The sequence below is a fragment of the Hymenobacter sp. UV11 genome (assembly GCF_004684095.1).
GTDB lineage: Bacteria > Bacteroidota > Bacteroidia > Cytophagales > Hymenobacteraceae > Hymenobacter.
On record NZ_SRII01000006.1, the window covers coordinates 232,892 to 245,988 of the forward strand.

Genomic DNA, 13,097 nt, shown 5'->3' on the forward strand with positions numbered 1-13,097 from the left:
AGTAGGGTAATTTTGCAGTTACCTTACCTCCCTCGTTGATAAACTGATAATGGATACTAAAGCAGCCTTTAACGAGGCATTTCGGGAGCACACAAAAGCGGCAGCGCTACGGGTAATCCGCTTGTTTCAGCAGTTGCCTCACACTGGCGAAGCAGCTGTGCTTGGCAAGCAACTTTTGCGCTCAGCAACTTCGGTGGCTGCCAACTACCGGGCGGCCTGCCGGGGCCGATCGGGAGCCGAATGGTTTGCCAAAATGAGTATCTGCGTGGAAGAAGCCGACGAAACCCAACTCTGGCTGGAGTTACTAGGCGACGCCGAAATTCTACCTAAAGCAAAACTGGCCAGCTTGCAACAAGAATACGCGGCTATTGTCGCGGTATTAACTACTGCTCGCAAAACCTATAAGGATAGCCAGCGAGTAGATGAGTAACTGCCACAACCGCAGCAGTTACTCATCTACTCACCTACTCATTTACCGACCGCTACCACGGCGTTCACGCTCATGCCGGCGCGCAGCGGGTGCTGGGGGTCTTCGCGGTCGAGCACGATTTTGACGGGCACGCGCTGGGTCACTTTCACGAAGTTGCCCGAGGCATTGTCGGGGGGTAGGAGGGCAAAGCGGGCGCCCGTGGCGGCCGACAGCGACTCGATGTGGCCTTGGAAATCTTCGTTGGGGTAGGCATCTACCTCCAGCTTAGCCTGCTGGCCCACTTTCATGTTTTCGAGCTGCGTTTCCTTGAAGTTGGCAATCACCCAGGTTTTGCCGCTGCTTACCAAGCCGATGAGCTGCTGGCCGGGCGTTACTACCTGGCCGGGCTGCACGCTCTTCTTGCTTACTACCCCATCGGCGGGCGCCAGCAGAGACGTGTAGCTGAGCTGAAGCTTGGCGTTGTCGAGGTCCGACTGGCGCTGCTTCACTACGGCCTGGGCCACGGCGATTTGCTGCTGGGCTTGGGCTACCTGCTGCTGAGCGGCCGTCACCTGGTTGCGGGCCACGCTTACCTGGTCCTGGGCGGTGCTTTGCTGGGCGGTGGTCATTTTTAGGTTGGCGGCCACGGCATCGTAGTCGCTCTGCGGAATAATGTCCTGGTTGCGCAGCTTGGTGCTACGGGCCAGGTCCTGCTGCAAGCGGGTGCGGGTAGCCGCGCTCACGCCGATAGTGGTTTGCGCAGTGCGCACGTTGGCCTGTGCGGTGCCCACACCGGCCTGGGCGGTACCCACGCCGGCACGGGCGGCTACTACCTGAGACTGGGCTGCTACGAGAGCTGCCTGCATAGCATTCACGCGCTGCTGGTAGTCCGACTTGTCGATGGTTACGAGGGTATCACCCTTTTTTACCACTTGGTTGTCATTAACAAATACCTTCAGCACCGGGCCCGACACGCGGGGGATAATCGGGTACACGTCGCCTTCTACCTGCGCGTCGTCGGTGCTTTCGTGCACTTTGGCAAACTGGTAGCGCGTCCAGGCATAGTAGCCACCGGCCAGCAGGACCAAGGCCACGATAATGAGTACAAGCGGATTACGCTTCTTTTCGGGTTCCAGCGGCTCGGCCACGGCGGTCGGAGGGACGTCTTGGAGTTCGGTTTGGGTAGCCATGGGGTAGTGTTGGGAAGTTAATTGCTGATTGTGGGGAGTTGATTGCTTGTCTAACAAGCAGCTAGTGGTTTATTCTCTGACGAGCAGCGTGGGGCAGGACGCGGTGCGCACTACCATTTCGGCCGTGTTGCCCATCAGGAAGCGGCTGAGGCAGGTTTGGCCGTGCGCCCCGATGATAATGAGGTCGGCGTGCTGGCGCTCGGCTTCGGCCAGAATAGATTCGGCCGCCTCGCCGTGCACCGTGGTGGCACTCACCCGGTTGGCACCGGCTGCCACGGCGGCGGCGCGGTGGGCGTGCAGCTCGGCCTCTATCCCGGCCGGGGCCGGCACGGCGGGCTCCTGCACATAAAGCAGGTGCAGCTCGGCGCCGGTGCCCACGGCCAGCGCGGCGGCATAGGCCACCAGCGCCACCGAAGCAGCCGAAAAGTCAAGCGGACAGAGAATGGTACTGAGAGTCATTTGGGTAAGTGAGTAGATGAGTAAGTGAGTAATTTTTGGCAGATGAGTCAGCGGGAAAACTTACTCACCTACTCATTTACTCACTTACCGCTATTGCCAAATCTGCTCGCCGGTGGCGCGGCGCAGCTGGTATTGGCCGAGGGTGTAGTTGTACATGGCCTGCGCGCGGGCCAGGCGGGCCTGGGCAAGCTGGGTTTCGGCGTCGAGCACGTCGAGGTTCTGCCCTACCCCGTACTGGTAGCGGCCACGGGCCCGGTTGAGGGCGTCGGTGGCCTGGGCCACTTGCTGCACCGCGTTATCGAAGCGCGCCTGGCTGAATTCCATATTATTAGCAGCCTGGCGCACATCGGCCCGAATCTGGTCCTGCGTGTCCTGGGTGCGCGCCAGGGCGCTGCGGTAGCTGGCCGCGGCTTCCACCCGCTGCTTGCGGTTTTTGCCACCATCGTAGATGGGTACCGACAACTGGGCTACCCCCACCGTGTTGAAGCGGATGTCGGTGATGGCCACATTAGGCAGGATGTAGCCATTTTTACCACCGGCTTGCACACCTACGCCCAGGCTAGGCAAATTACTGCGGTCGATGAGCTTCGCTTGTAGGTCGGCGGTCTGCTCAGCATCCTTGGCGAGCTTTACTTCAGGGCGATTTTCGGCGGCCTTAGTTAGCTCAGCTTCCAAGTTCACGGGCTGCGGGTTGTATTCCAGCCGCCCCCTTACCGGAACATCGGTTTGCTGGGGCTTGTGCAGCAGGCGAGCGAGCTGCACCTGCTGGTTGCGCAGCTGGTTTTGCAGGTCGAGCTTGGTGTTTTGAGCCTGCGTAATGCGCACGTCGGTAGTGGTCACGTCAAACTTGGTGCTCACGCCGGCGTCCACGCGCTTCTGCATATCGTTGCGGTGCGCTACCAGCGAGGCAATCTGCTGGTCTTGCACCCGAATGCTTTCACGCATAAACAAGATATTGTAGTACGTCTGCGCCGCGCTGAAAGCCAGGTCGCGCCGGGCTACCAAGATGTTATCCTGCGCCGTTTGCACCTGCGAGCGGGCTAGGTTGGTCGAAGCCCCGCGCTTCCCAAAGTCATACAGCTCGTACTGCGCCGTGAGGTGGGCATCGAAGTTATTAGCAGGTGCGAATTGAAAATTCTCCCCATTAAGCGAAAACTTCGATACCGGGTCCAGGTGAGTATAGACAGCGCTGCCCGTAATCTGAGGCAAATAGCCAGCTTGCGTCTGGCTCAGGCGGCTACCGGCCGCGTTGGCCAGCTCCGTGAGGTTGGCGATGCCGGGGTTGGCGTCGAGTACCGCCTGTACTGTGCCGCCGAGGGTAAGGGAGTCGCCAACCAGCCCGATTGCTTGGTTAGCAGCTGGCAAGCCGGGTTGGTTTTGAGCCAATACCGGCCGGGATGCCAGGCTACCTAATAGCGTCAGTCCCGCGAAGCCGGCAAGTTGATATCTAGAAAACATAAGCCAAGTGGCGTAGTAGTGTGCCATCTACTTACCGAATGACGTGCCAATTGGTTATGGCTGGGTTTACTATTCAGAACTTACTTATTATCTGATAGATAAAAAATTATTGACTATAAGCTGAACGGTTTCAAACATAAACTTTTATTTAGGGTTTCCTTACATATCAGGAATTTCTCAAAGCCGCTATGTCGCCTACCGCTAACCAAGACGAGACGCTTTTGCTTCATCTCAACGAAGCTATCGCCACCATTCGCGACAAGGAAACGCTGTTTCAGGCCATCACCAATAAGCTGCGGCTCATCTTTCCGTTTGACCTGATTGGCATCAACGTCTTCGATAAAGAGCTGCTCAATAAACGCTTGTTTTTGCGCAGCTACGTGGGTAGCACGGCGACCAGCCTGCCCATCGACGCCTCGGCCACCGTTTTCACGCCCATCGCGGACTCGCCCGTTGAGCAGCTCGTAGCCGACCCGCGCATTCAGCACATTACCCTGCAGGAATACGCCTCTTCCTACCCCGACTACGAGCCGTTTAATAAGCTGCGGCGGCAGGGCATCGAGTATATGACTACCGTGCCGCTGCGGCTCGGCGGGCGCCTCACGGGCTTCCTGATTCTGGCGGCGGCCCGGCGCCCTACCCCCACCGCTGCCGATGACCGGCTGCTCGAAAAAATTGGCTCGCTGGTAGCCGTGGCGGTGGGTAATACGCTGGCTTTCGAGAGCCTGGCCCAACGCGAGCGCGAGCGCACTATGCAGCTGGCCATCAACAACGCGCTACTCAGCATCAAGCAGCGCGAGCCGCTGTTTCGGGCCGTGGCCGAGGAGCTGGGCCGGGTCATGCCCTTCGAATATTTTGGCATCCGCATTCAGCGCATGGGGCCCACCAAGTCCTTTGAGGCGTTTGCGGAGTTTTCGCGGGTTGGCAACGACGATTTTGTGGCCCTCGACCCCGACCGCCCGCAGGATGAGGGCGGCTCCGACGCCGCCGGCCTCTATCAGCAGCTCAGCGACTTGCTGCAGCGGCCCGGCGTGTACACCGGGGCCGATTTTTACGCGCTAGCCGTGCGCTACCCCCGCCTGCGCTACGTGTATGAGCACTACGGCACCCGCGCCATGCTGGTTGCGCCCATATGGCAGCGGCCCGATAGCCAGGTGGTGCTGACCCTTTCGGCCGCCGACCCAGAGGCCTTTACGGCCGATAACCAGGCCACCGTGCAGGCCCTGGTGCCCCAGATTGCGCTGGTGCTGGACAACCTGTTTGCCTTCGAGCAGATTGAGGAACTGAAGGCGCAGGTGGAGCAGGAGCGCACGTATTTGATTGACGAAATCAACACCGACCGGCCCGCCGATGGCCTCATTGGGGTGAGCCCGGCCTTGCAGCAGGTGCGCCAGCGCATTGCACAGGTAGCCGATACCGACGCCACGGTGCTCATCACCGGCGAAACCGGTACCGGCAAGGAAGTGGTGGCGCGGGCGCTGCACCAGGCCTCGCCCCGCCACGGCCGGGCGCTGGTGAAAATCAACTGCGCGGCCTTACCTGCCCAGCTGATTGAAAGCGAGTTATTTGGCCACGAGAAAGGCGCATTTACCGGGGCCGTGGAGCGGCGCATCGGCAAGTTTGAGCTGGCTAACGGCGGTACTATTTTTCTGGACGAAGTGGGCGAGCTACCCCTCGACCTGCAAGCCAAGCTGCTGCGCGTGCTGCAGGAAAAGGAGTTTGAGCGCCTGGGCGGCAACCGCGTGCTGCAAACCGACGCCCGCGTGCTGGCTGCCACCAACCGCGTGCTCGAAGAGGAAGTACGCGCCGGCCGCTTCCGGGCCGACCTCTACTACCGGCTCAACGTATTTCCGATTCAGCTGGCTCCGCTGCGCGAGCGGCCCCAGGATATTGTGCCCCTGGTGCAGCACTACCTGGGCACGCTGAGCAAGCGCCTGGCGCGGCCGCCCCGCGCCATTCGGCCCGCCGACATGGCCGCGCTGCTGGCCTACTCGTGGCCCGGCAACATCCGCGAGCTGGAGCACGTGCTGGAGCAGGCCATCATCGTGAGCCAGGGAGCCTGGCTGGAGTTTGGAGGCTTCGCGGCCGGGCCCACGCCGCGGGCGCTGCCGCCCGGCCCCACGCTGCCCACCGAGCTAGCGCCCCCTACCCCCCCCGACACCGACGAAGCCCCCCTCAAGACGCTCCGCGAGCAGGAGCGCGACCATATTCTAACGGCCCTGCACCGCACCGGCGGCCGCGTGAGCGGCGCCCAGGGCGCGGCCTCCCTTCTCGACATCAACCCCAAAACCCTCGAAGCCCGCATGAAAAAGCTAGGCATCCGCCGCACGGTAGTAGCGGGGTAATAGCAGTGAGCAGTGAGCAGTGAGCAGTGAGCAGTGAGCAGTGAGCAAAAAAACTCATTGCTCACTGCAATTATCCTCCTACCAACTCTGCTACGGCGGCTTCGTAGGTGGCTTGCTCGGCGGCACGCTGCACCTGCACTGGCGGGGCGGCGCGCTCCTGGCAGTCGGCCAGTGGGCAGCGCTCGCAGGTTTCGTTCACAATGCGCAGCGGCAGCGCGGGGTCGGCCAGAAACTTGAACTGCTGGCGCAGGTTGTCATCGCAGCGCAGGCCTACGGTTACGCTCATGGCCGGTGCATCGGGCGCGCCGGCGCGGGCCAGGGTTAGGCACAGGTACTCATCGTCGGTGCCCAGGTACCGCGAGCGCTGCGCGTCGGGCAGGGTGATGAGGCCGGCGGGCGGGGCGGCGGCGCGGGCTTCGGCAATCAGGCGTAGGCTCACCCAGCGGCGGCAGTAGTGCTCGTGCAGGTCGTTGCCGTGCGGGTTGTGCAAGCGCGAAAGGTGCAGCTCTCTGGTAAGCTCATAGTCGGCGCCGGCCTGCGCCTGGTCAAACCGCAGGAAGAACAGGCTGGTCAGGCCAAAATGCTTGGGTAGGAGCGTTGCTAGGCGCTGCATCAGCATCTCTGAGCTCACGTCGTAGCGCTCCAGCAGGGCCAGCAGCGCGTCGGGCTGCCACTTTTTGGCCCCAAATACCTTGCGCAGGTCGCGCACCATACTGTCTTCCTCCATCAGCAAGGCGCTGGCGAAGTACGAAGCCCGGAAGTTATTCAGCACCTCCTCAAACGAGCGCACGGGCAACGAGTTGGGACTGGCGTAGTGACGCTCTTTCAGCTTCAAATAATTGAACCCCAGCTCCCTTCCCAGCACAAACGCTTGCTGCCCACGGCTGAGGGTGGGCAGCAGCAGCAGCGTTTTGGTTTTGGGCCGAAACACCGAGCGTAGCTGCCCTGCCACCGCTATCGGGTGCCCGGCCAGCGTGGTGCGGTCGATGGTGTAGCCGTATTGTTGCGTCAGCAGGGCTTCGAGCAACTCTAGGTCGAAGGGGGGGGTAGGGCTTAGCTGGTGGCTGGCTACGAAGGCGCGCGCCGCCTCTTCCAGGTCCTCAAAATAGTTGTCGTGCATTTCCTGGTACGAGCGCCGCGCGGCCAGAAAAAAGTGCTCCTGCCGCATCTCGTAGTTGCGGGCAATCTCGAAAACGGTGCTGATAAACGCATTCATCTTGGCCGGCGCATTGGCAATGAGCTCAAACAGCTGCATGGGCTCGATGCCATACATAGCCAGCGGAAACTCCTGCAGCACGTTCGAATTCAACAAATCCGAAATTGGCTCCAGCCGGCGCGGCAGCTCAGTAGAAGTTAGCTGGTCGTAGCGCACATCCAGGCACTTGCTGAAGCTCAGTATCTTATCGGCTTTGGGATATTTCTTACCCTTTTCAATCTCGTTGAGATAGCTCACGCTCACTTCGCAGCTGCGCGCCAGCTCGGCCGGGCTCAGGCCCCGCTCCTGCCGCAGCTCGCGCAGCTTCAGGCCAAAAATGAGGCGAACGACTTGGCTATGACTAAGCATGGGGGGTAGTAAATGAATAGAAAGAAAACCGCGCGGCCTTTACCACCACAGGCCAAAAGCTACCGCATTCGCTACGAACGAAATTTTAAGCCCTACAAAACTACTGGAAATCAGCAAATCGGCGGTCATTAGCGAAAATTCGCTACAATTTATGATTTCGCTGATGTAAGTTTGCATTCAAGTAGTAGGAGCCGCCGCGCATGCAGCCACGCGGCCGATTTCCTACCCCCCGTTTGCCATGGCAAACCGGGGTAACATGCACACACATTTAAAAGCGGCGCGCGTAGTCTCGCCTCGCTTCCCAATTTCTGGCATCAATTCTGTTCCCACCCAGCGCAAGTTCCATTAAGTCCCTTTGGAAAGCCTCGGTCGTTTCGGCCGAGGCTTTTTTGTGCGCAATCGCCAGGGTAGTTTGTGGCCCGAGCTGCAACCTTTTTAGTTTTCCAAGCCTTATTCTTGCGAATTATTTTAGCAAAAATGGCCAAGGCAAGAACAGTTTTTTTCTGTCAGAACTGCGGCGCGCAGTCGGCAAAGTGGATTGGGCGCTGCCCTTCGTGCGGCGAGTGGAATACCTACGTGGAGGAAGTGGTGCAGAAGGAAACCGCCGCCACCACCACCGGCCAGTGGAAGCCAGCCAGCACCGTGCCCGGCGGCAACGTGAGCAAAGCCGCCAAGTCGCGCCCGCTGGCTGACATTCGCCACGAAGAAGAGCCGCGCATCGTCACCCCCGACGGCGAGTTGAACCGCGTGCTGGGCGGCGGCCTGGTGCCGGGCTCCATCGTGCTCATCGGCGGCGAGCCGGGCATCGGCAAGAGCACTCTTATGCTTCAGATTGCTTTGATGATGAAGAAATTGCGCATTCTGTACGTGAGCGGTGAGGAGAGTGAGGCCCAGATAAAGATGCGCGCCGAGCGCCTGGCCGACGGCCAGCACCCCGGCTGCTACATCTTGACGGAGACGAATACCCAGAATATTTTTCGGCAAGTAGACCAGGTCGAGCCCAACCTGCTCGTTATCGACTCCATCCAGACCATGCACTCGACGCTGGTGGAGAGCGGCGCGGGCTCGGTGAGCCAGGTGCGCGAGTGCACCGCCGAGTTCTTGAAATTCGCCAAGGAAACCGGCACGCCGGTGCTGCTCATCGGCCACATCACCAAAGATGGCAGCATTGCGGGCCCCAAAATACTGGAGCACATGGTGGACACAGTTTTGCAGTTCGAGGGCGACCGCCACCTGAGCTACCGCATTCTGCGCACCACCAAAAATCGCTTCGGCAGCACTTCCGAGCTGGGTATTTACGAGATGCAGGGCAGCGGCCTACGCCAGGTGAGCAACCCGTCGGAGATTTTGCTTTCGCAGCGTGCCGAAAGCCTGAGCGGCATGGCCATCGGGGCCACGCTAGAGGGCAACCGCCCACTGCTGGTGGAGGTACAGGCCCTCGTGACGCCCGCCACCTACGGCACGCCGCAGCGTAGCAGCACCGGTTTCGACGCCAAGCGCCTGCAAATGCTGCTGGCCGTGCTCGAAAAGCGCGCCGGCCTGCGCCTGGGCCAGCACGACGTGTTTCTGAACATCGCGGGCGGCCTACGCCTCGACGACCCCGCCCTCGACGCCGCCGTGTGCGCCGCCGTGGTGTCGTCGCTGAATGACCTGCCCATTCCCGGCGATGTGTGCCTGGCCGCCGAAGTAGGCCTCAGCGGCGAGATGCGCGCCGTGCCCCGCCTCGACCAGCGCCTGGCCGAAGCCGAGAAGCTGGGCTTCCGCGAAATGTACGTGTCGCAGTTCAACGGCAAAAACCTGGCCGACCAGGGCCGGTCTGGGCTGCGCGTGCAGGCCGTGAGCCGCCTCGATGAGGTTTTGCAGGGCTTGTTCGGATGAGTAATGGATGAGGGGATAGGGTACGTAAAGCCGCGTTAGAAGCTGCCATATTTTGCGTTAAAATTTGGCAAAAACCATATTTTTCAGGACTATTTATTTTTGCTAAGTCATCGTGCAAAACGAGTGCGTAATGTGCCTTATCTTCGGTGCCATAATTGACTTTTACCGATAAAATAAATACGTACACGAATTAGGTTTTAGGGTTCATCCGCATTGGTTGTGCTTCGCTGTCTATTGTCCTACCATCTATGAAATTAACATTTACTTGTTTACTCACTTGCTGGCTGAGCGCTGCCTGGGCGCTGGGTGCACAAGCGCAAGCAACTGGCGCCCGTCCAGCCGAAACAGCTGGTAAAGCGATACTTACGGGTCGGGTTTCAAGCCCAACCACTGATACTATCGCCGTTTCAATTCACGACAGTCCATTCGACAGCAGCGAGCGCATCAGCTACGCCAAGCTCAATGAAAAGGGCGAATTCCGGATGATAGTGCAGGTTTCTGGCTCTACCAGAGCCGATTTGGTGTACGGCGACGCGGTAGCCGACCTATTTCTGGACCCTGGTACGGACCTCGATGTGCGCTTCAAAGGGGAAGACCTACCCGGCACGGTTAAATTCAAGGCTAACGATGTTCCGACTGGCTTCGCAACCCGGATTCGTAATAATGGCAACCTGACCGATGAGCAGCGCCACCGCCAGCAGATGGCCAACGCCAATTCTTACCTGGCGGAGTTTGATGAGCAGTTTGTGTCAAACGATGGTTTTCAGGTACTTCCGGATAATATTCAGCTCTACGAAGCACCCTTTGTATCGTTTCTGGACTACCGAATTAAGCACGAGCGCAACTTTTTAGAAGACCGCGCCGCGAGGCAGTCTTTTACCATTGATTTTTATAATTATGCCAAGGCCGAGATTACGTACTCTAACGCCAATGACCGCCTGACTTTTCCCGACCTGCGCGAGCAGGTAGTGAGCAGCGAAGGCCGCATGACGATGACGCCCGGCTACTTCGAATTTCTGCGTGACCCGAACCTGCTCAACGACCAGACGGCAGTTGCCAACGAGCAGTTTCAGGAATTTTTGCTCAATTACGTGCACTACATGGCCGCGCAGCAGAAGCACCTGCGCACCGACCCCGATTTCTATCCCTTCTGCTACGCCCTCGCCAGCAAGCGCCTCAACAGCACCATGCGCCTGCTCACGCTGGGCCGCATCCTGCAGGAGTCGTTTCGCTTTGGCCACGTGCGCCAGTCGGCCGCCATGCTCAGCGATTTCCGGGCCCTGGACACTCACAAGCACTACTTGACCGCCCTGGAAACCGACTTTGGCAAGCACAAAGCCCTGGCAATCGGCTCGCTGGCGCCCGACTTCCGGCTGGTTTCGGCTGCGGGCGATTCGGTGAAGCTCAGCAGCTTTCAGGGCAAGCTGGTGTACCTCAACTTTTGGAAAACCACCAATGGCCTGTGCCTACGCGACTTATCTTATGCGCAGGACCTGGCCAAGCGGTTTGAAGGCAAGAATATTGTGTTCGTCAACGTAGCGCTCGATGAGATGGAGATACCCTGGCGCCAGCTCGTAACCATCAAGAAGCTACCGGGCGTGCACGTGCGGGCCATTGGCGGGATGCGTTCGGAAGTGGCCAAAGCCTATAACCTGAGCGAGGTACCCACTTATATTCTGCTGGGCGAAGACGGCACTATCCTAAATCCCAAGCCCAAGCGCCTGAGCAGCCGCGCCGCCGTGGACGAGATAAACCAATCGTTTGGCAAAGCCGGTGTGTATAGCGCGGCCGTGGCGCAGCTCCCTACCCCCGCCAGCGCGGCCAAGTAGGCTCTAGTAGCAGGATGCGCGAAAACCTCCGAGGGTAGTCGCGTGTCTGTTGGTCTGTGGGCCGCTGCCTACCTTCATGCTATGCGCTCAACCCTCCGCGACGGTCTTTCTTTATTTCGCAAAGCCACGCCCGGCCGCCTTTTTAATGCCTTCCAAGTAGTTAGCTCTTATATTATCAGCCGCGCCACGGGCCGGGCCCGCACCTGGGGCCTGCCCGTGGCGCTGGCATTTGAGCCCACTACCAGCTGCAACCTGCGTTGCCCCGAGTGCCCGAGCGGCCTGCGCTCCTTTACGCGGCCCACTGGCATGCTGCCTGCTGACCTGTTCAAGAAGACTATTGATGAGGTAGCCAGCCGACTGTGGTATCTCATATTCTACTTTCAGGGCGAACCCTACCTGCACCCGCAGTTTCTAGATTTGGTAGAATATGCCAGCCAGAAGGGTCTCTACACGGCTACCAGCACCAATGCCCACTTTCTCACCGATGAGAATGCCCGCCGCACGGTGGAGAGCGGCCTCGACCGGCTCATCATCTCGCTCGACGGCACTACGCAGGAGGTATATCAGCAGTACCGCATCGGCGGCAAGCTGGAGAAAGTATTGGCAGGCACCCGCAACGTGGTGAAGTGGCGCAAAGCGCTCAACAGCAGCACGCCGCGCATCATCTTTCAATTTCTGGTGGTGCGGCCCAATGAGCACCAGATTGCAGATGCTAAAGCGTTGGCCCAGGCAATGGGGGTAGACGATGTGTGGTTTAAAACCGCCCAGATTTATGACTACCAGCAGGGCTCGCCGCTCATCCCGACCATCGACTATTACTCGCGCTACGCCAACAATGGCAATGGCACCTTCAGCCTAAAAAACAAGCTCGTAAACGGCTGCTGGAAGATGTGGCACTCCTGCGTCATCACTTGGGATGGCAAAGTAGTGCCCTGCTGCTTCGACAAGGACGCCGAGTATCGCCTCGGCGACCGCCAGCACGAAAGCTTTCGCGCCCTCTGGCACGGCCCTAAGTACCACGGCTTCCGCCAAGCCCTGCTCAAAGGCCGCGACCAGATTGAGATGTGCCGCAATTGCACCGAGGGCACCAAGGTGTGGGGCTGACCACTGATTAACACGGATTTAAGCGGATTTCACGGATTTTGTGGACGATTCGCCAAATGAGAAAAGGCCACCCGCTTGGGTGGCCTTTTCTGGTTTGGCTTGTAATAAAAGTGCCGAATACAAATTCTAGCGCCGTCCACAAAATCCGTGCAATCCGCTTAAATCCGTGCTAATCAGTGGTCTATTTTTTGCCCTTCATCAGGTTCTTACCCAGCGATTCTACTTTGAGAATGAACTGGTCCACGTCCTCATTGGCATACACACCGTAGGCCGACGAGATGGTGCCCTTGGCGCCATCGGCCGTTTCGAGTGCGTAGAGGATAGAAGCGTCATCTGGGTCGCTCTCGCCTTCAAAGCGGAAGTAATCGACAACCGTAACATCCTCGGGCAGGTAGGTGCGGGCGCTATCGTTATCCATCGTGGTCAGGCGGCCATCTTTCACGGTAAAGTCGTGGGTGTAGCCTTCGCTGTTAAGCTTTTTCTCGACGGTGACGAGCGAAGTCATTTCTTCTTTGTCCTGCATGGCAATAGGTGCTAAGTGGTGGGGTAGGGCCCAAAGCAGGCCGCCCCGGCTATACGGAGCCGGGGCGGTCGGGGGTTAACCAAAACTACAGTTTTTAAGCGCTGCTGTTAGCGGGCAGCCGCGCGCGCCTCTATTGTGCGCTGCATGGCCTCTACATCGAAGGCCGCGCCACAGGCGCCGCCGCAGCCTTTGGCGCAGCCAGCCTGGCCCTTGGCGGCGAAGGTTTGCCACACGCGCCGGCCCAAGTAGAAGAGTGCGGCGGCGAAAAGAGCAAAAATGATAAGCAGTTGAGTGTCCATGACGAAAGCAAAACGGCGTGGGCCAGCGAAAAGTTTGCC

11 protein-coding genes are annotated in these 13,097 nt (G+C 59.3%); 5 read left to right on the forward strand and 6 right to left on the reverse strand.

Annotation, left to right across the window (positions count from 1 at the left end; all coding sequences use genetic code 11):
- The first annotated feature begins 49 nt into the window (after nt 1-49).
- Nucleotides 50-430: a four helix bundle protein gene (locus E4631_RS12975; RefSeq protein ID WP_133656770.1), complete on the forward strand. Its 381-nt coding sequence runs from the start codon at nt 50-52 to the stop codon at nt 428-430.
- 38 nt (nt 431-468) lie between these two features.
- On the opposite strand, the gene E4631_RS12980 is transcribed toward E4631_RS12975, so the two are convergent.
- The 3 genes from E4631_RS12980 to E4631_RS12990 all read right to left on the reverse strand — a co-directional run bounded on the left by E4631_RS12980 (nt 469) and on the right by E4631_RS12990 (nt 3,516).
- On the reverse strand, nt 469-1,599 hold the full coding sequence (locus E4631_RS12980; protein WP_133656769.1) for an HlyD family secretion protein: 1,131 nt from the start codon (nt 1,597-1,599) through the stop codon (nt 469-471).
- Between the two features lie 69 nt (nt 1,600-1,668).
- Nucleotides 1,669-2,058: a universal stress protein gene (locus E4631_RS12985; protein ID WP_133656768.1), complete on the reverse strand. Its 390-nt coding sequence runs from the start codon at nt 2,056-2,058 to the stop codon at nt 1,669-1,671.
- A 90-nt stretch (nt 2,059-2,148) separates the two neighbouring features.
- Complete coding sequence (locus E4631_RS12990; RefSeq protein ID WP_166648013.1) at nt 2,149-3,516, reverse strand: TolC family protein; 1,368 nt, start codon at nt 3,514-3,516, stop codon at nt 2,149-2,151.
- 188 nt (nt 3,517-3,704) lie between these two features.
- Here E4631_RS12990 and E4631_RS12995 point away from each other — a divergent pair, with 188 nt between their 5' ends.
- Nucleotides 3,705-5,861, forward strand: coding sequence for a sigma-54-dependent Fis family transcriptional regulator (locus E4631_RS12995; RefSeq protein WP_133656766.1), 2,157 nt, complete (start codon nt 3,705-3,707; stop codon nt 5,859-5,861).
- Between the two features lie 70 nt (nt 5,862-5,931).
- On the opposite strand, the gene E4631_RS13000 is transcribed toward E4631_RS12995, so the two are convergent.
- The gene (locus tag E4631_RS13000; protein WP_133656765.1) at nt 5,932-7,425 is read right to left on the reverse strand and encodes a helix-turn-helix domain-containing protein; all 1,494 of its coding nucleotides are present in this window, start codon (nt 7,423-7,425) and stop codon (nt 5,932-5,934) included.
- Nucleotides 7,426-7,902: 477 nt separating this feature from the next.
- Between E4631_RS13000 and radA the strand changes: the two genes are divergently transcribed.
- The 3 genes from radA (at nt 7,903) to E4631_RS13015 (ending at nt 12,236) form a co-directional block, all read left to right on the forward strand.
- On the forward strand, nt 7,903-9,303 hold the full coding sequence (gene radA / locus E4631_RS13005) for a DNA repair protein RadA (protein ID WP_133656764.1): 1,401 nt from the start codon (nt 7,903-7,905) through the stop codon (nt 9,301-9,303).
- A 248-nt stretch (nt 9,304-9,551) separates the two neighbouring features.
- Complete coding sequence (locus E4631_RS13010) at nt 9,552-11,132, forward strand: redoxin domain-containing protein (RefSeq protein ID WP_133656763.1); 1,581 nt, start codon at nt 9,552-9,554, stop codon at nt 11,130-11,132.
- An 81-nt stretch (nt 11,133-11,213) separates the two neighbouring features.
- Complete coding sequence (locus E4631_RS13015; RefSeq protein WP_133656762.1) at nt 11,214-12,236, forward strand: SPASM domain-containing protein; 1,023 nt, start codon at nt 11,214-11,216, stop codon at nt 12,234-12,236.
- Between the two features lie 181 nt (nt 12,237-12,417).
- On the opposite strand, the gene E4631_RS13020 is transcribed toward E4631_RS13015, so the two are convergent.
- Both E4631_RS13020 and E4631_RS13025 read right to left on the reverse strand, forming a co-directional pair.
- Entirely contained in the window at nt 12,418-12,759 is a 342-nt protein-coding gene (locus E4631_RS13020; RefSeq protein ID WP_133656761.1) for a hypothetical protein, read from the reverse strand.
- A 107-nt stretch (nt 12,760-12,866) separates the two neighbouring features.
- Nucleotides 12,867-13,058 carry a FeoB-associated Cys-rich membrane protein gene (locus tag E4631_RS13025; protein WP_240734872.1) on the reverse strand — a complete coding sequence of 64 codons (192 nt, stop codon included), beginning with the start codon at nt 13,056-13,058 and terminating at the stop codon, nt 12,867-12,869.
- Nucleotides 13,059-13,097: the final 39 nt, after the last annotated feature.

Excerpts from the sequence above, each read along its gene's own strand:
- E4631_RS13000 (WP_133656765.1), bottom strand. The coding sequence starts at position 7,425 with ATGCTTAGTCATAGCCAAGTCGTTCGCCTCATTTTTGGCCTGAAGCTG.
- radA (WP_133656764.1), top strand. The coding sequence starts at position 7,903 with ATGGCCAAGGCAAGAACAGTTTTTTTCTGTCAGAACTGCGGCGCGCAG.
- E4631_RS12980 (WP_133656769.1), bottom strand. The coding sequence starts at position 1,599 with ATGGCTACCCAAACCGAACTCCAAGACGTCCCTCCGACCGCCGTGGCC.
- E4631_RS12985 (WP_133656768.1), bottom strand. The coding sequence starts at position 2,058 with ATGACTCTCAGTACCATTCTCTGTCCGCTTGACTTTTCGGCTGCTTCG.
- E4631_RS12990 (WP_166648013.1), bottom strand. The coding sequence starts at position 3,516 with ATGTTTTCTAGATATCAACTTGCCGGCTTCGCGGGACTGACGCTATTA.
- E4631_RS13020 (WP_133656761.1), bottom strand. The coding sequence starts at position 12,759 with ATGCAGGACAAAGAAGAAATGACTTCGCTCGTCACCGTCGAGAAAAAG.
- E4631_RS13025 (WP_240734872.1), bottom strand. The coding sequence starts at position 13,058 with ATGGACACTCAACTGCTTATCATTTTTGCTCTTTTCGCCGCCGCACTC.
- E4631_RS12975 (WP_133656770.1), top strand. The coding sequence starts at position 50 with ATGGATACTAAAGCAGCCTTTAACGAGGCATTTCGGGAGCACACAAAA.
- E4631_RS12995 (WP_133656766.1), top strand. The coding sequence starts at position 3,705 with ATGTCGCCTACCGCTAACCAAGACGAGACGCTTTTGCTTCATCTCAAC.
- E4631_RS13010 (WP_133656763.1), top strand. The coding sequence starts at position 9,552 with ATGAAATTAACATTTACTTGTTTACTCACTTGCTGGCTGAGCGCTGCC.
- E4631_RS13015 (WP_133656762.1), top strand. The coding sequence starts at position 11,214 with ATGCGCTCAACCCTCCGCGACGGTCTTTCTTTATTTCGCAAAGCCACG.